This window comes from Saccharothrix sp. (assembly GCF_031180885.1).
In the GTDB taxonomy this organism is placed as follows: Bacteria; Actinomycetota; Actinomycetes; order Mycobacteriales; family Pseudonocardiaceae; genus Actinosynnema.
Genome location: NZ_JAPSLK010000078.1, coordinates 1 through 16,124 on the forward strand (window position 1 = coordinate 1; position 16,124 = coordinate 16,124).

Genomic DNA, 16,124 nt, shown 5'->3' on the forward strand with positions numbered 1-16,124 from the left:
CGATGCTGGCGCACTGGGTTGCCCAGGCCGTCGACGGGAAGGGTGCGGAGTACGCGCTGTGGTCGCCGTCCGCCGACTCGTGGTTGCCCTTCGCCCGCGCGGACCTCATGGAGGTCGCGGTGTCGTGCCGCAAGCACGCCATGGCCGGGGGTGACGTCTACATGGCCGCGTGGACCGACGAGGTCCGGCTGGAGGTGTGTGCCGAGGCGGTGTCGTCCCGGGCGTGCGAACACCGCGCCGACCACCACGACCTCCGGCTACGGGAGGAGGCTTTCCGGTGACCGCCGACGATTCCGACGACCACCACCGCGCGATCACACCCGCGGGCGGGGTGTTCGTCGAAGGCCCCGGTCATCCCTGACCCGCCCGGCCGCGCTCCCCGCACGTGGTTCACCGGGGACGCTGCGGCCGGTGCAGCCCCCATGAGGTGTCTCCCCACGAGGCCTCTGGGGGTGGGTTCCCGTGGGCGCTGCCCCAGCGGGCGAGGGAACCAAGACCCGGTTCCGGTGGTGGTGTGCCGACCACGCCATCACCGGAACCGGCCTCCTCGACCGTCCAGGTCACCGCACCCACGCAGCAACCGTGGCCAGATTCCCCTTTTCCTTTCAGCGCAAGGAGATTCGACGTTTTGGGGACTTCCCACCGCCGGACGCCTCGCCTCGTGGCGGCGCTCGCGCCGGACACCGGCCCGTTCCACGGCCTGGTCAGCAGCCCCGACCCCGCCCGGGTGGAGGAGTACCTACTGGGTGGCGGGCACAGCTTCGGCGTGGATCGGACACGGGCGCGGCGGTTACTGGACGAGGACCCTCACCTGTCCCACTTGGTGTGGGTGCGGCGGCGGTGGTTGCTGCGCGCGACCCGATACCTGGCGGTCCACCACGCGCCCCGGCTGATGGTCGACCTGTCCACCGGTGTCCCGACTCTGGCGCCGCACCAGGAGCTGGCCGCAGACGAGGAGTTGGCGGCGCAGGGCACCCACGTGGTGTACGTCAACGCCGATCCCGTGACGCACGGGGTGGCCCGGTTGACTTGCGAAAGCCTGTGGTGCGAGGCGGTCCTGGGCGATCCGTGCATGGCCCCGGACGCCGCGTGGGACGCGGTCATGGCCACCAGGCTTCCCCGGGCGGGCCGGGACGAGGAGCCCGTGGCGGTGTTGGCCACCGGGCTGGCCGACCACGCGGACGACATGGCGGAGCTGGAGCGGGTGTTGGCCCGGTGGCGGAACCTGGTCCCGCCGGGCTCCCACCTGGCGGTCGCCCACCGGTACACCGACGCCCACCGCGGCCGGGACGCCGCACGGGACCTGCACACGGCGGTCACCGGGGCCGGATGGGCACCGGTGCCGGCGGAGTCCCTGCCCGGTGACGTGCGGCGGGCGGTGTGCGACCCGAGCAGCCACCCCACCGTCGGCGAGGTGCCGGTGTGTCTGGCGGTGTCCCCGCCCGCGGTCGAGGGCGGCGGCCAGCGCGCCGCCGCGCCGTGACCCCTCAAGCCCGCCCTGCCGGTCGGCGGCCGGCACCCGCGTCGGCCGCCGAAACCGCTTATGGATACAAGGAGATTTTGATGCGAATCATCCGGCGTGCCGTCCGGGCCACCGACCCGCGTGCCGCCGACGACCTGGAGACGCGCCAGCGCGTCGCCGCTGCCGCCCTCCCCGCCGGTGTGAGCTGACGCGCCTCCGGCGGGCACGCCCGCCGGAGGCGAGGCACCGACCGACCCGCCCTCCCCACCGGCCTACCCACGCCGGGCCGGGGGAGGGCTCATACCGGTGCGCTCCGATCCCTCGACCGATCGCGGCGCACCGGGACGTCGGGCGGCCCGTGAACCGACCACCCCCCGCGCGGTTCACGGGCCGCCGACGTCGACTCCCTCACCGGCGACCGAAAGGTGACACGTGCTCGACCCCGCTCGGCTGGCCCAGGCGGTGGGTGCCGAACTCAGTGCCGGCCGCACCCGTCGTTTCTGGACGCGAGCCCGGCTCCGCGACGAACTCACCGGGATGTCGGACCGGGCCGGCGGAGCGGTGGTGAGCCTCCAGGCCCTGGCGACCTACGAATCGGGCAGCCGCGGCATGCCCTTGCTCCGGTTCTGCCAACTTGCGTACGCGGTCGGCGTCCCTCCATCCGAGATGCTCGCTCGCGCCCTGGCCCGAGCCCGGCCGCAGCTCGGCTGGCGCCCCGGCTGGGTCCGGGTCGACCTGACCGCCTTGTCACGCAGCCAGGACCCGCGCGTCCAGCCCCTCGTGGCGTGGGCGGCCCTGCGGGTCCGGCTGACCGCGCCGGCGGCCCCGCCACCGGTGGACGTGCCGTACGACGTCCTGGCGCCCCTGGTCGCCGGCAGCGGCCACGACCCGGACACGGTGATGCGCGGCCTGCTCGACCTGCGCCCCGCCCAGCCCCCCAGGGAGGTCTGACGTGCCCCCGACACCGCTACGTGACCAGCAGCGCCGCAGCCTGGCCGAACGCGTGGCCGCCGACTTCCACAACGGAATGTCCATTGCGGACATCGCGCAGAAGGTGGACCGGCGGCCCTGCCTGGTGCGCACGCTGCTGGAGGAGGCCGGGGTCGTGGCCTACGACCACCCGGCGTGCCTGGGGCCGGACATCGGGAAGGTGGCCGAACGGCTCGCCCGCCGCCACCGCAACGGCGAGTCCGGGAACGCGATCGCCCGACGGACAGGCATCGACCGGGGCAAGGTGCACCACCTCATTCGGTCGGTCAGCGAACCACCGAGCCCGCCGTCCCCGCCACCGGTGGCCACCTCCGCCGTCGTGGCCGCCTACAGCCGCGGGCTGAGCATCCGGGATGTGGCCGCCGAATGCGGCCTGCCCTACGGGGCCACCCGCCAACAGCTCCTCGATGCCGGGGTCGCGCTGCGCAATCGGAGGGGCCGAGAGGTCACTTCACCGATTGCCGGCACCGATCCGCACCGCCGCACGGTACCGCCGGTCCATGACAGCGGGACTACGGCGTTCGTGCTGGTGGCGGCACTACTTCCCGACGAGCACGGCCGGGTGCTGGCCATACGTCTGCCGCCCGACCAGCGTCCCTTCGGCCCCGAGCACTGGTATCTACCCGGCGGCAAGGTACTCCGGGGGGAGACCCCGCGGGAGGCGGTGACGCGCAAGTTGCGCACCGAACTCGGGCTGGACAGCCGCGACCCTGTGGAACTGGCGCTGACGGCGTGGACCCGCGCCCGTCGCTCCGACACCGATCCACGGGCAACGATGCTGTTCCGGTTCGCGCCGATACCCGACCCCGATGTGACGCTTGGACGGTTGGTACTGGTTGCGGGCAAGGTCGGCGAGGCGGCCTGGTTGAACCCGGCGCAGATTCCCAGACTGCTGCACCCGCTCCAGGCAGCCCAGCTCCGCGCGGTGCGCCAAGGTGCCCACTACCTGGAGCAAACCCTCCTCACGCCACCCCCGGACAAGTCGCCGACACACCTGGCGCGCCAATGAGACCGTGCGCTGACGTGCTGACAGGTCAATCCACCGTGTACCCGATGCCGCTGGTGGGTTCGGGCACGGCTCGCCGGTCGACTTCCGCCCATCCCGCCGGACAGCGGTGGCCCTCTCCACCGGTCCGGCCCTACGCCGAAGGAACACCTCGTGACCGATTTCCCGACCGCCGCCGGACAGTGGCTTGCCGGCCGGCATGACCTGGTCCCGGGCGAGGAGTTGAGTGTGGGGGTGACGGCGGCGCTGCTCGGCGGCGCCGACGCGCTCACCGAGGCTCACGCCGCACTCGCCGCCCAAGTCGACGCGGGGCTGCTCGTCCCGGTCGACGGCATCCCCGACGGCCCGGTTTTGCCAGGGGCGCCGGCACCCCGGTACCGCCGAGCCCGGGTGGCGCCCTCCGATGCACGACCCCCGCACGACGGCGTCGAACTGGAGGCTGTGGAACGGGTGGTGCGGCACCTGCTGCTGCACGCCACCGGGGCCTCGGAGGCCTTGGGGCCCGGCAAGTACCGGCCGTTCGGCGACGAGCTGGCACCGCTGCCGCGGTTCGACGGCGAGGCCGACGCTATGGCGTGGTTCGGCTTCGAGGGCGACACGGTGCTCGCCGTACAACGCCGGGCGTGGGAGCTGGGCATGGAGGCCGAGACAGCGCAGTTCGGGCCCGCCTGCTGGCCCTGGCTGCGCGTCACCCGCCGAGTCGAGGACCAGCTCGCAGTACAGCACCTGGCTGCCGAGGCGGCCGAACGGTTCGACCACATCGCCGCCAGCGCCGCGTTTTCCCGGTCCGCGTGGGCGCTCAACGCGCTGGGGCGCCCCGAGCAGGCCCTCCCCATCCTGGCGCGGGCGCTGGAGGTCGCCGACCGGCACGGCCATGATTGGTCCCGGGCCACCGCCTTGACCACCCGCGGACGGGCCTACCGCGCCCTGAAGCGCTTCGACGAAGCGCTGGCCGACATCTACGCCGCGCTGGACATCGACAAGCAGCGCCTGGTGACCGCGCCCGACGGCACGAAAACCGCCCCACACACCGCGATCGGGCTGCGGTGGATGGAGATCGCCGAAACCCACCTCGTCCCCGGGTTCGTCGACGGAGCCGAAGCGCTCCGCGCCGCCGGCAACGCGCTCACCGCCCTGTCACGCGACCCGCGCCGACGTCGGGAAACGCTGCGCGCACACGTGCTGCGGGGCCGCGCGCTCAACGTCACCGGCAAGCCCGACGAGGCCGTCGAGGAGCTGCGCGCCGCCGAGGACCTGGCCGACCCGACCACCGACCACTACCACCTCGCCGCGATCAAGCACCGCCGGGGCGACGCTCTCGCGCTGCTGCGCGACACCGAGCGGGCGAAGGCCGAACACGGCGCGGCGGCCGGGCTCTACCGCAAGGCCGGTCATCACGACCTCGCCAAGCAGCTACAGCAACGCCTGGACGGCCACGACGCCCAGACGGGGATGGACAGCCGCAAACCGGTGCCTGACCCGACCCACCGCACTCAGGACCCCGGCTGACTGCCCGACCGCACTAATCCGCCCCCCTTTGCGCACAAGGAGATGCGATGACACCCGCCGTGCCCGACCGTCCACACCGGACACGCCCGGCTCCCGCAAGCACCGGACGCCGTCCGGGTCGCGCGACGGCGTGCCGGGTGCTGGCGGCCGTGGGGTGCGGCGTGTCGTGCTTGGTCGGTGCCGCCGCCTTGACGTGAGGCGTAGCTGGCCCACGCCTGGGCGTGATCATCGACCAGGACCGGCTGGTGGACGCGATCGCCTGGCACGGCGGCGACCGGGTCGATCGCTGCATCGAGCTGCTCGCAGCGTGGACCCGATGACGACGTGGTATGCGACCAAAACGGGCGTTCTGATGCCTGCGGGGCTCCTCGACGGCGAGTTCGCCGAGCCGATGCCGTGGAACCCGATCGCGCCCACGCTGAAGGACGGCCTGCTGCTCAACCTGCTGCCCCAGGCGCGCCCGACGGCGACGCGCCGGTGTGGGAGCGGGACTGCCCCGCAGCTTGGAGTGCAGGTTCGCCGGTCGGTCGGCTGGACTTCCTGACCTGGCCTTCCCGTCGTGTCCGGCTGCGCCCGGACCGCGCCGCTGCCCGCTGTCCGGGACGGTGGTCGGAGGCGAGCACGGCCTGGAACTTCTTCCGCGCGCCGCCCGAGTCGGCCGCGATCGAATCGGCGCAGAAGCGCTCGCGGGCCAGCTTGGACACCGCCCAGGCGCTGGAGCCCCCCCGCCTCCGAGGCGTCCACCCTGGGGGCGCCACGGAGAATCAGCCTCCGCAACCAACTCGAGCGCGACGTGTGCGGCCGTCGGGAACCTCACCATCCGGGGGAGACCAAGACCATCGCCCAGTGGGCCGCCGATCCCCGATGCGCCGTGACCAAAGCCGCCTTCACCGCGTGCCTGGCCAACAAATGTGACTCTATTCGACGCGCCCTCGATGCCCAGCCGCCGGAAACCGCCTTCGCGGTGACCCGGCACTCAGGTCGGGCGTAGCGGCGCGTCTTCGCCACCAGCGGCGTGAAGCGGCCGCCGCCGCTGGCGCGGGCTGAGACCTCGTGGCCAGCGTAGCGGCAGCGGGGTCGGCCGACTTGCCCGACGCGCAGCGGAAGTCGTTGCGGCTACTGCTGCCCGTCGGTGTGAAGCCGGGCCGTGGCCGCCGACAGGCTTGCCCATAACCGTCTCGTTCACCAAGCACGACGTATGGTTCGATGACGGCGTCTCGATGGCCGAGATCGTCGCGTGGGCCAGGAGAGGTCGACCAGATGCGTCGGGCCTCCGCCGCCGCGACGGGAGCTGGGCTGCCCCCACGCCGACAAGCCTCTTCCGCGGGGCACCGCCCAACTTTGGCCGCCGCGTGAAACCCAAGCTCCCCATACGGAGCCGTTTACATTCTCCCGCTGCAACGTCCGGGGGCGACCATGGTGGCTGTTGCTACTTGAGCAGGTTCTGCATGGCCGCCTCCGCCAGTTGCCGTGCCCCGTCGCAGGGCTTGGGCGCCTGGCTGGGGTCCGGCGCGGTCACGGAGAACGCCGCGGCGAGGTACTGACCGACGCCTGTGTCGACCATGACGTCACAGCGCTCGGCGTCCGACTCCACGGTGACGGTGATCGCCCGGAACCCTGAGATCGGCGCGATCTCCTCGGCACGACCGAGCCGCTTGCCGTCGGCCCACGCCTCGATCCCTTCGGCCGTGACGGGCACGAGGATCGCGGACGCCCGCGTGGTGATCCAGTGGCAGCCGGTCGAGCGTAGGGCGGCGACCTCCAGCGGCTTGCCCGGCCGGTCGATGTCGAGCCGCGTCAGTTGGTCGGCGGTCAGCAGGTCGCAGGGCTTGCGCCCGTCGAGCTTCAGCTCACGCGGTCGCGACGAAGGTTCCCTGTTGCCCGGCGACGTCGTCGCGGCAACCTGGCTGCGTTCAGCCGAGGGTGTGGGCTCGGACAAACAGCCCGTCGCGAGCAGGACTGCGACCATCACAGCACCAGCCGTTGTCTTCACGGTGATCCTTTTGCTTCCGCCATAGGGGTTCCCCGACTGTCCACTGTGCCGCGACATGGCGCCGTTCGGTCCCTGGAAGCAGTGGCCGGCCTGTGCCCGTGGGCCACTGGTGCCGCTTGGGCGGGCGATCCCGCCCGGCACGCGAATGTCCCTGTGAGGGGCGGGATCGCGGTCCGTGTCCCAGCACCGGGCGGTGAGGGTTGCGTGCGATGGTAGCGACTTAGTCGCGGGTGGCGCCGGAGGGCCAGACGACGGTGACCGGGATGCCTCGTTCTCGGGCGAGTTCGACATGACTCCGGTCTCCTCGGCAGCGTGGGGGCCGACCATGGTGGCTGTTGCTACTTGAGCAGGTTCTGCATGGCCGCCTCCGCCAGTTGCCGTGCCCCGTCGCAGGGCTTGGGCGCCTGGCTGGGGTCCGGCGCGGTCACGGAGAACCCGGCGGCGAGGTACTGGCGGGCACCGGTGTCGACCATGACGTCGCAGCGGTGGCTGGTCGACGCCATCGTGACGGTGATCGCCCGGAACCCGGAGATGGGATCGATCTCCTCGGGACGGCCGAGGCGCTTGCCGTCGGTCCACGCCTCGATCCCCTCGCCCGTGACGGGCACGAGGGTCGTCGACGCCCGCGTGGTGATCCAGTGGCAGCCGGTCGACCGCAGGGCGGCGACCTCCAGCGGCTCCCCCGGCCGGTCGATGTCGAGCCGCGTCAGTTGGTCGGCGGTCAGCAGGTCGCAGGGCTTCCGGCCGTCGAGCTTCAGCTCACGCGGTCGCGACGAAGGTTCCCTGTTGCCCGGCGACGTCGTCGCGGCAACCTGGCTGCGTTCAGCCGAGGGTGTGGGCTCGGACAAACAGCCCGTCGCGAGCAGGACTGCGACCATCACAGCACCAGCCGTTGTCTTCACGGTGATCCTTTTGCTTCCGCCATAGGGGTTCCCCGACTGTCCACTGTGCCGCGACATGGCGCCGTTCGGTCCCTGGAAGCAGTGGCCGGCCTGTGCCCGTGGGCCACTGGTGCCGCTTGGGCGGGCGATCCCGCCCGGCACGCGAATGTCCCTGTGAGGGGCGGGATCGCGGTCCGTGTCCCAGCACCGGGCGGTGAGGGTTGCGTGCGATGGTAGCGACTTAGTCGCGGGTGGCGCCGGAGGGCCAGACGACGGTGACCGGGATGCCTCGTTCTCGGGCGAGTTCGACGACGTCGGCGGTTCCGCCGTAGCCGCGGGCTGGTTGTCCGTCCCAGACGGCGACGAGGTGGTCGGCGTGGGCGAGCATGGTGGCGCTGGCGTCCATGTGCGCGTCGGCGGTGGACTCGGGGTGGTCGAGCCGGATCACGTGGTGGGCGCCGCCCAGGAGGATGTCGTAGAGGTCGTGGTGGTCGGCGGGGAGGGCTTCGCGGTAGCCGAGGCAGGGCACGATGGCGGTGAGACGGGCGCCGGCGTGCAGGATGGCTTGCGCGAACAGGGCGTCGGCGCCGTCTGCCAGGCAGCTCAGGCCTTCGAGGGTCGCGGGCGGATACAGGGCGATCTCGTGACGCAGGGCCGTGTCGACCAGGCGCGCGGTGGCGGGCGGCAGCAGCCGGTGGCCGGTGACGGCGACCCGGGTCATGCGGTGGTCGCGCGGTCGAGTGCGGTCAACGCGGCGTCGAGCCCGGCGAGGTCTCCGGTGCGGGCGGGCAGGCGTTCGCGGAGCCGCCGGACGGTGGTGATGGTGCGTGCGGAGCCGTATTCGCCGGCCAGGGTGAGGGCGGTGGTGGCGGTGTGGCCGCTCTCGGCGATCCGGCCGGCGACGGCCAGTGTTTCGGCGTGGTGGGCGAGGGCCAAGGCGTGGACCTTCGGGGCTTTGAGGGCGGGGCGCGCCACCGTCCAGGCGGCGTCGGCGGCGCGGATGTCCCCGAGGCGTCCGAGCGCGGCGCTGCGGTAGCGGGCGGCTTTCGCGAGGTCGAACGGGAACACGAAGGGCCAGACGGTGTCGCCGCGTTGGCGGGCGGTGTGGGTTTCTGCTGCGCGCAGCGCCGAGAGCGCGAGCTTGCGGTGTCCGGCGCGGGCGTGGCCGACGGCGTAGAGCGACTGCAGCCACGCGTGCGCGGTCGCGGGCGCCGGGGAGCCGAGCGTGAGGGCGGCACGGTCGAGCTGGTCCAGTCCGGCGCGGGGGAAGCCGGACTCGATGGTGTGGTGTCCTTGGCTTGCGATCATGTACGCGGTCAGCAGGGTGTGGCCGGACCGCTCGGCGTGGTCGACGGCGGCGGCGTAGCGGCGGCGTGCGGTGGCGTCGTCGCCGGCGTCGGCGGCCAGCCACGCGGCCAGCCCGTTGAGTTCGGCCAGTGCGGCGTGCTGCACCGGCGAGGGGCGGTGGCCGAGCATCGCGGTGGCCATGCGCAGGTGTGCGGTCACGGCGGGCGCGAGGGTGGCGGTGTGGGTGTGGGCTTCGCCTGCCCGGTAGGCGCGGGTGGGGACGGCGACCAGGTTCAGCGGGTCGTCGTCGATCCCGGTGTCGGAGGATGTGTGCTGCCAGGGGACCCGTAGCAGCGCCGAGCTGGTCAACGCTGCGGCTCCGCGGAGGAAGTCCTTGCGGTTCACCTGCTCCACGGTAGCGCGCGTCGGGGGCGCGCAGCCGATGTCGTCGGGGCCCGAGGCGTCGAGGACGGCCAGGAGCGCTTCCCGGGAAACAGCGTCGGGCCGCAGTTCGCCGCGCTCCCATTTCCCGACGTGACGCTGGTCGGTGGCCCTGCGCTGACCGTGGTGGTCCAGCACGTAGGCGTTGACCAGCACCGCGAGCTGGGACCGGCTCAGGCCCTTGTCCTGGCGGGCCTGTTCCAGTCTGGTGTTGCGTTTCCGAGGTGTCCTGGTCACCGTCACCACCCCTTGGCGTGTGGACGGAGTGTAGCCGGCCGTGTACGCCTTGCGGGACGCGCGTGATCCCCTCGATCCCCTCGATCCCCTCCGCGCTCCCACCCGCGAGGTGTATCGGAGGCGGTCGAGCACTGGCAGAACTGTTGTCGTGACTGTCTTCGACCCAGCTGCCGCGCCCGTGTGGGGACGTCCGGCGGGGGCTGCGGACACGCCCACGTCCACCGGTCTGTTGATCGCCGACACGTTGTGGTGGCTGACCCACGACGACTTCACCCTCCGCCGCAAGGGCACGCGGCGCACCAGGGGAGCCGCGCTGGCCGCGGCGCTGCTGGCCGAGCAGCTGCTCGCCAGGTTGGCGGTCATCGAGGATGCGCACCTGGTGGTGTTCGACCCGCCGCCGGCGCCCGAGGCCGTCGTGGCGCTGGACCGGCCACCCGGGACACCGCCCGCCGAAGCGGTGCGGCAGATCCGGATCGCGCGCGCCGACGGCCTGGTCGACCGGGTGCACCGTGCGTTCGTCGTCGCGCCACGCATCGACGTCATCGACGCCATCACCGGACTCGCCGGGGACGCCGAGGACGCCGTCGCCGGCCGGATCGCGCACACCCGCCCGCGCCTGGTGCGACGGGTGGCCCCCACGCCGTGGTCGCGGCGCACGCGGATCGTGCCCCGGCAGGCGGAGAGCGTGGCGTCGGTGGCCGGGCACCTCGCGCGAGTGTCGGCCGCGGGGACGCGACGGTGGCCGGAGGCCGACGTGCTGGCGGTGGCGCTGGTCCACACCTTCGCCATGGACCGCGCCATCCCGTCAGATCCGGCGGCGCTGGACGCGCTGGTCCGCCGGCACGTTTCCGTCGACGGACACAAGCTGCTCGCCGCCGCACATCGGTTCCTCATCCGCGAGACCAACGCCGCCTGAACGACACACGATCCCCTGCCCTCGCCCGCCCGTCCCGGGCGTCCGGCCGCCGCGGCCACACGGTCCGCGCCCGGCCCCGGGAATCGACCGGATCGCTCGACATTGGAGTTGTGGTGCCTGGATTGCCGATGCCCGACATCGACATCGACATCGAAGCCCGAGCCCGGGCCGGATTGCTGGGCGTGCCCCGGCTGCTGGGCGTGGTGATGGCGGTGGTGACACCGCTGACCGTCGCGGTCGCCGTGATCCCCGCCGGCTACGCGCAGGTCGGGTCCACCGCCCTGGCGGCCACCTTCGTCGTGGTGACGGTGGTGATGGCGGCGTTCCTGCCCGGCTACCTCGCGATGGGGCGGACCATCGGGCACCCCGGGGGCTTCTACGCCTTCGCCGCCGCCGGGTGGAGTCCGGCGGCGGGCGCGGCGGCCGGTGCCGTCGCACTGCTGTCCTACGCGTCGCTGCTGGCGGGGCTGTACGGGGTGATCGGGTCGGCCGCCGCGCCACTGCTGGAACCGGCGGGCATCCACGCGCACTGGGCGGTCCTGGCCGTGGTGATGCTGGCGGTGGTGACGGCGCTGTCGGCGTGGCGGATCACCGTACCCACCACGGTCGTACTCGTGCTGCTGATACTGGACCTGGCCTGGGTCGGACTCACCTACGCCGTGCTGCTGGCCGCACCGGCGCCGGGCGTCGACGTCGCCGCGGTGGTGGCGGCGCTGGTGCCCGACGATCCCTGGGCGCTCGTGCCGCCCGCGCCGCTGGCATTCCTGGCCTGGGTGGGCATCGAAACGGTCATGACCTACCGGTCCAGTGTGCGCGGGCAGGACACGATCGGCCGTGCCACGCGGCTCGCGGTGCCCGCGCTGGGCGCGGTGTACCTGGCAGCGGCGGTATCGCCGCTGGTGGCGGTCGGTCCGGGCGGAATCGTCCAGGCCGCACGCGACCACGGCGACGGCCTGGTGTTCGTCCTGGTCGCCGAGCGGCTTCCCGACGGCCTCGCGCAGGCGTGGGTCTTCGTCGGCCACGTGCTGTTCGCCGGCGGCGTCGTCGCGGCGATGCTCGCCTTCACCCTGCCCGTGACCGCGACCATCTCCAACCTGTCCGCCGACCGGCTGCTGCCCCGGGCGCTCGGGTTACGCAGCCAGTCCACCGGCGCACCGGTACGGGCCTGCGCGGCCCTGGCCGCCGGCACCGCCGCGGTCATCACCGCCGCCGCGGCACTGGACTGGCGGCCGGTGGAGCACCTGTTCCTCGGCGGCGGCGCGGTCGGCGCGCTGGGCGTGCTGCTGCTGCTCACCACGACATCGGTGCTCGTCGTGACCCACTTGCGCAGGTCCAGCGCACCCGGGACACGGATCGCGCTCGCAATCACGGCGGCGGTGGCGCTACTGGGGCTGTCGACCGTGTCGCTGGCGGGCTTCGACCAACTGCTCGCCCCGTCGACGATGTTCCTGTGGTGGGCGGCCCCTGCCGCGTTCGTCGCCGCCGCGGCCGCGGGCGCGGCCCGCGCCTGGTGGCTGCGCCGCCGGGATCCGCAGGTCTACGACGCGATCGGCACCCTCGACAAGGCCGGGCGATGAACCACCTGACCATTTTCGACGCCCCCGCCGAGAGTCTGGACCAGATGGCCGAACTACTGGCCCAGGCCTTCTTCGACCTCGACGTGGCGCGGTGGCTGGTGCCCGTGACGATGCAACGCCACAGGCCGCTGCGCACCCATCTGGCCCTGGGCGTCGAGCAGGCCATGCGCCACGGCAGGGTCCGCGCCGCGCTCTACCTGCCCACCAACCGGGTCGTCGGCGTCGCGGCATGGATCCGGCACCACGAACCCGCCCAGCCGCCACCCGTCCCACACCGCTACCGCGAACGCCTCGCCGACGCCTGCCACGGCCACCACGACCGGTTCACCGCGTTCGACGACCTCCTGGCAGGCGTGCACCCGGTCGACCGCCCGCACCACTACCTGGCGCTGCTGGGCGTGGCGCAGGAGTACCAAGGTCGCGGCATCGGCCGATCCCTGCTGCACGACCACCACCGCGAACTCGACGACACCGCTCTCGGCGCTTACCTCGTCGCCTCCAGTCACGACAGCGCCCGCCTCTACCAACGCCAGGGCTACACCCACCTCGAAGCGGTGCGCCTGCCCCACGACGGACCGCACATGTACCCGATGTGGCGCAACCCTGCTCGTCCGGCCCGGACGAGCCGCAGTCCACTGGCGACCTGACCTGCCGCCACAGGCCTGCCATCCCCTACACCACAGGTGCTCCAGGAAGAGTCACCACAGGACATGTATTCCGCGGTCGGCCTTTACCTCGGCAAGCCGGTGCGGGGTGAAGGTGACCGCCGGCGGGACGGTGCAGGGGCACGACTTCGGTGCGGCCGTCTGCCAGGCGACGGTGGTACTGCTGGGCGCGGTGGTCGGCGGCGCCGGTGATCTCGACTCGCGACAGCGTCGGCCCCAGCCGGCGTCAGAGCTACACCCACCACCCGCTCCGGTGCGCCTACCCGACGGACCGCACAGACACCCGACGTGGCGCAACCCATCCGCGCCCAACGCACACCACACGTGTCCACTGAGGACCGACGTGTCCCGAAGCCCGAACACGGTCGACGCGCCCCACCATCGGCCTCGCGTCGGCACACCCCGAGTACCACGGACGAACCGGCCCAGGCGTCGCGTTCTGACGCCCACGCGGCACGACTCAACCTCACACATCCGGAAAGGAACCAAGCAGTGCCCAGTGACCAGCGCGAGCGTCAGCGTGGCGGCCGCACACCCGGCGAAATCGGCCACGCAGCCACCGGCAGTGACCTCGACACGCGTTCGGCTCGACGAGTCCGCGCAGTGGTCTTCGCGATCTACGTGCTGATCATGCTGATCGGAGCACATGCGTGGTTGGCCGTGCTGGCCCGAGTACCGCACCCGTTCGTCGTTGTCGCGCTAATGGCCCCGGTCACAGCGCTGGCAGTGCAGAACCTGAAGGTCACCGCGCGCCTGTTCCGCGCCGTGCACCCGGTACGCCGAAACCGTCGGGAACTGTTGCGTGTGAAGCACGCCGAGATCCGGCGGCAGGACAGGTCGATCCGGGTTCGCGACCTCGACTGGTGGGCCGCAGCGCTGTCGGCGGCAGCATTGGGACTGGCCGTCGGGATCGACATCGACCTGTCCGGGGTGACCGACCCGATGACCCTGCCGGGCCTGCACACCTGGATCCAGCCCGCCTGGTGGGAACCCTGCACCCGCGCCGGCATCGCCGTCGCCTACTTCGGCCTCCTGACCTTCACCAACCGGCAGGCACGCACCTTCGAACTGATCGCGGTCGAGAAAGAACTGGAGCAACGGCCTTGATCTCGGCCCCGCGTTCGACCACTGCTGGGGTCGGACGCGCTGCCGCCGCGGTACCGCGTCGTCCACGGTCATGTCGAGGGCGGCCGGGTCCACACCGGTTATGGGCCGTCCGTGAACACCTCCCGCCCCCGGCTGCGCTGAACGAAGGACAAGAAGGTGAGGCGTGTCCACCTTTTGGTGGGTCGCGCTCACCTTGGCGCACTCGCGAACCCGGTCACCGGGATGGCGTCGAGACGAGGGGGCAGTGTGCCGACGGCGGGGTGGCGCGCCGGAGGGCGAACTCGACGCGCTCCTGCGCGGCCCGCGCGTCGACCCGGTGGACCGGGCGGACGTCGATCGGCGGGTGCAGGTGCTCAACACCCCTCCGCCGCCTTGAACATCGTCCGCGTCGGATGAGCCGGTGTACCGGCCGGCTCCTTCCCGATGCCGGGCGCTTCCCGCCTCGTCACACGGTCCACGGGCGAAGACACCGGCGGCGCGGCGCGATCGTCCGGTAACGCGATGATGGTGGTGCGGGATGATTCCGGGTGTGATCGGACGTAAGCGGCGTGGGCCCGGCCGGCGCGGGATGATGCGGCTGCCGGCGGGATCGTGGTGGCGGCCGGCGTTGGTGATCGTGGTGCCGGTGCTGGTGGTCACCGCGGCGGCGATGGTGGTGTTCCTGCTGGTGCTGGACCATTCGACCTCGGCGGCCCGGCTGGACCTGATCCGCACCGCGCTGGCCGTCGGCGCCGGCACCGGGGCGATCATGACGCTGGTGCTGGCGTGGCGGCGGCAGTGGGCCACCGAGCACGACGCCGCCGAACGCCGACTGACCGACCAGTACGTCAAAGCCGTCGAACAGCTCGGCTCCGACAAGGCCGCCGTCCGCCTCGGCGCGCTCTACACCCTGGAACGCGTCGCCCAGAACAACCCCGACCAGCGCTAGGTCGTGGCCGACGTCCTGTGCGCCTACCTACGCGCCCCCTACACACCCCCGGCCGACAAACCCGGCACCCGGCGACTCGGCGGGCTGCCCGGCGGACTACGTGGCAACCCCCACCGCCGGGTGACCACGACCGCCGCAATCCGCCGCGCCGTCGTCGCCACACCCGCACCGACCCCGACCGACGAGCAACGACGCCAGGAACGCGAAGTCCGGCTCACCGCCCAACGCATCCTCACCCGCCACCTGCACCCCGGCGACCACCCACGCCGCCGCCCGGACACCTTCTGGCCCGACACCGACCTCGAGCTCACCGGCGCCACCCTCATCGACTTCGACTTTTCCCAATGCCGACCACGCCACGCCCACTTCAACGGGGCGAGCTTCGCCGGGACCGCCAGGTTCGTCGGAGCGAGCTTCGCCGGGACCGCCGTGTTCGATGAGGCGAGCTTTGCCGGGGACGCCGTGTTCGACGGGGCGAGCTTCGCCAGGGACGCCGGGTTCGACGAGGCGAGCTTCGCCGGGACCGCATGGTTCGATGGGGCGAGCTTCGCCGGGACCGCATGGTTCGATGGGGCGAGCTTCGCCGGGGACGCCAGGTTCGACGAGGCGAGCTTCGCCGGGACCGCATGGTTCGGCGTGGCGAGCTTCGCCGGGCCCGCTGTGTTCGGCGGGGCGAGTTTCGCCGGGACCGCCGGGTTCGGCGTGGCGAGCTTCGCCGGGGACGCCTGGTTCGGCGGGGCGAGCTTCGCCGGGGACGCCTGGTTCGGCGGGGCGAGCTTCGCCGGGGACGCCAGGTTCGGCGGGGCCTGGTTCGAGCGGCCCGTGGTGATGGCGGGTGCGACGGCGCGGAGGGATCGGGGAGGCTCGGGGGCTGGTTCATGGCCTCCTGGCTGGTCTGGAACTGCTGATGGCGGCCCGGTGGACGGGCAGGGCGAGTGGGTACCGGTGGTGCCGATTCCGGTCGTCCTGCCTACCCGCGACCCTTCCTAGCCTCGCGGTCGCTGTTCGCGCACGGGCGAGGGCGCGCGCGGATCGCCGGACTCGACGGCTACGTCCGACGTCCGGCCCGGTAGGGCGGTCGAGCCCTGTGGCCGCCCAGGCCCTCGACGTGGCGACGTGCATTCA

The 16,124-nt window shown here is 72.5% G+C and carries 17 protein-coding genes; 13 read left to right on the top strand and 4 right to left on the bottom strand.

Annotated features, from left to right (window positions below; all coding sequences use genetic code 11):
- The 6 genes from RIN75_RS40640 to RIN75_RS40665 form a co-directional block, all read left to right on the top strand.
- The coding region (locus tag RIN75_RS40640) for a hypothetical protein (RefSeq protein ID WP_309117448.1) at positions 1-281 on the top strand (281 nt) is incomplete at its 5' end.
- A 380-nt stretch (positions 282-661) separates the two neighbouring features.
- Positions 662-1,483, top strand: a complete 822-nt coding sequence (locus RIN75_RS40645) for an SAM-dependent methyltransferase (RefSeq protein ID WP_309117449.1) — start codon at positions 662-664, stop codon at positions 1,481-1,483.
- 411 nt (positions 1,484-1,894) lie between these two features.
- Positions 1,895-2,413, top strand: coding sequence for a hypothetical protein (locus RIN75_RS40650; RefSeq protein WP_309117450.1), 519 nt, complete (start codon positions 1,895-1,897; stop codon positions 2,411-2,413).
- A 52-nt stretch (positions 2,414-2,465) separates the two neighbouring features.
- Positions 2,466-3,461, top strand: coding sequence for an NUDIX hydrolase (locus RIN75_RS40655; protein WP_309117451.1), 996 nt, complete (start codon positions 2,466-2,468; stop codon positions 3,459-3,461).
- A 150-nt stretch (positions 3,462-3,611) separates the two neighbouring features.
- Complete coding sequence (locus tag RIN75_RS40660) at positions 3,612-4,967, top strand: tetratricopeptide repeat protein (RefSeq protein WP_309117452.1); 1,356 nt, start codon at positions 3,612-3,614, stop codon at positions 4,965-4,967.
- Positions 4,968-5,283: 316 nt separating this feature from the next.
- Positions 5,284-5,511 (top strand): hypothetical protein, encoded by a 228-nt coding sequence (locus RIN75_RS40665; RefSeq protein WP_309117453.1) that lies wholly within the window; start codon positions 5,284-5,286, stop codon positions 5,509-5,511.
- An 885-nt stretch (positions 5,512-6,396) separates the two neighbouring features.
- Here the strand turns inward: RIN75_RS40665 and RIN75_RS40670 are convergent.
- The 4 genes from RIN75_RS40670 to RIN75_RS40685 form a co-directional block, all read right to left on the bottom strand.
- Positions 6,397-6,936 (bottom strand): DUF3558 domain-containing protein, encoded by a 540-nt coding sequence (locus tag RIN75_RS40670; protein WP_309117454.1) that lies wholly within the window; start codon positions 6,934-6,936, stop codon positions 6,397-6,399.
- A gap of 362 nt (positions 6,937-7,298) precedes the next feature.
- A complete protein-coding gene (locus RIN75_RS40675; protein WP_309117455.1) occupies positions 7,299-7,838 on the bottom strand; it encodes a DUF3558 domain-containing protein in 540 nt (179 codons plus the stop codon).
- 244 nt (positions 7,839-8,082) lie between these two features.
- The gene (locus RIN75_RS40680; protein WP_309117456.1) at positions 8,083-8,562 is read right to left on the bottom strand and encodes a hypothetical protein; all 480 of its coding nucleotides are present in this window, start codon (positions 8,560-8,562) and stop codon (positions 8,083-8,085) included.
- Positions 8,559-9,806: a helix-turn-helix transcriptional regulator gene (locus RIN75_RS40685; protein WP_309117457.1), complete on the bottom strand. Its 1,248-nt coding sequence runs from the start codon at positions 9,804-9,806 to the stop codon at positions 8,559-8,561. Before RIN75_RS40685 ends, RIN75_RS40680 begins: the two co-directional genes overlap by 4 nt.
- Before the next feature lie 148 nt (positions 9,807-9,954).
- On the opposite strand from RIN75_RS40685, the gene RIN75_RS40690 reads away from it, so the two are divergent.
- The 7 genes from RIN75_RS40690 to RIN75_RS40720 all read left to right on the top strand — a co-directional run bounded on the left by RIN75_RS40690 (position 9,955) and on the right by RIN75_RS40720 (position 15,989).
- Positions 9,955-10,722 carry a hypothetical protein gene (locus RIN75_RS40690; RefSeq protein WP_309117458.1) on the top strand — a complete coding sequence of 256 codons (768 nt, stop codon included), beginning with the start codon at positions 9,955-9,957 and terminating at the stop codon, positions 10,720-10,722.
- Positions 10,723-10,850: 128 nt separating this feature from the next.
- Positions 10,851-12,299 (top strand): amino acid permease, encoded by a 1,449-nt coding sequence (locus tag RIN75_RS40695; protein WP_309117459.1) that lies wholly within the window; start codon positions 10,851-10,853, stop codon positions 12,297-12,299.
- A complete protein-coding gene (locus tag RIN75_RS40700) occupies positions 12,296-12,946 on the top strand; it encodes a GNAT family N-acetyltransferase (RefSeq protein WP_309117460.1) in 651 nt (216 codons plus the stop codon). Before RIN75_RS40695 ends, RIN75_RS40700 begins: the two co-directional genes overlap by 4 nt.
- Before the next feature lie 510 nt (positions 12,947-13,456).
- Complete coding sequence (locus tag RIN75_RS40705) at positions 13,457-14,071, top strand: hypothetical protein (RefSeq protein WP_309117461.1); 615 nt, start codon at positions 13,457-13,459, stop codon at positions 14,069-14,071.
- 244 nt (positions 14,072-14,315) lie between these two features.
- Positions 14,316-14,447, top strand: a complete 132-nt coding sequence (locus RIN75_RS40710) for a hypothetical protein (RefSeq protein WP_309117462.1) — start codon at positions 14,316-14,318, stop codon at positions 14,445-14,447.
- A 153-nt stretch (positions 14,448-14,600) separates the two neighbouring features.
- Positions 14,601-14,999, top strand: a complete 399-nt coding sequence (locus RIN75_RS40715) for a hypothetical protein (RefSeq protein ID WP_309117463.1) — start codon at positions 14,601-14,603, stop codon at positions 14,997-14,999.
- Positions 15,000-15,002: 3 nt separating this feature from the next.
- Positions 15,003-15,989: a pentapeptide repeat-containing protein gene (locus tag RIN75_RS40720; protein WP_309117464.1), complete on the top strand. Its 987-nt coding sequence runs from the start codon at positions 15,003-15,005 to the stop codon at positions 15,987-15,989.
- The last annotated feature ends 135 nt before the right edge of the window (positions 15,990-16,124 follow it).

Bases quoted from the DNA above. Each gene is read 5' to 3' on its own strand.
- RIN75_RS40665 (WP_309117453.1), top strand. From the start codon at position 5,284: ATGACGACGTGGTATGCGACCAAAACGGGCGTTCTGATGCCTGCGGGG.
- RIN75_RS40670 (WP_309117454.1), bottom strand. From the start codon at position 6,936: ATGGTCGCAGTCCTGCTCGCGACGGGCTGTTTGTCCGAGCCCACACCC.
- RIN75_RS40675 (WP_309117455.1), bottom strand. From the start codon at position 7,838: ATGGTCGCAGTCCTGCTCGCGACGGGCTGTTTGTCCGAGCCCACACCC.
- RIN75_RS40680 (WP_309117456.1), bottom strand. From the start codon at position 8,562: ATGACCCGGGTCGCCGTCACCGGCCACCGGCTGCTGCCGCCCGCCACC.
- RIN75_RS40695 (WP_309117459.1), top strand. From the start codon at position 10,851: ATGCCCGACATCGACATCGACATCGAAGCCCGAGCCCGGGCCGGATTG.
- RIN75_RS40700 (WP_309117460.1), top strand. From the start codon at position 12,296: ATGAACCACCTGACCATTTTCGACGCCCCCGCCGAGAGTCTGGACCAG.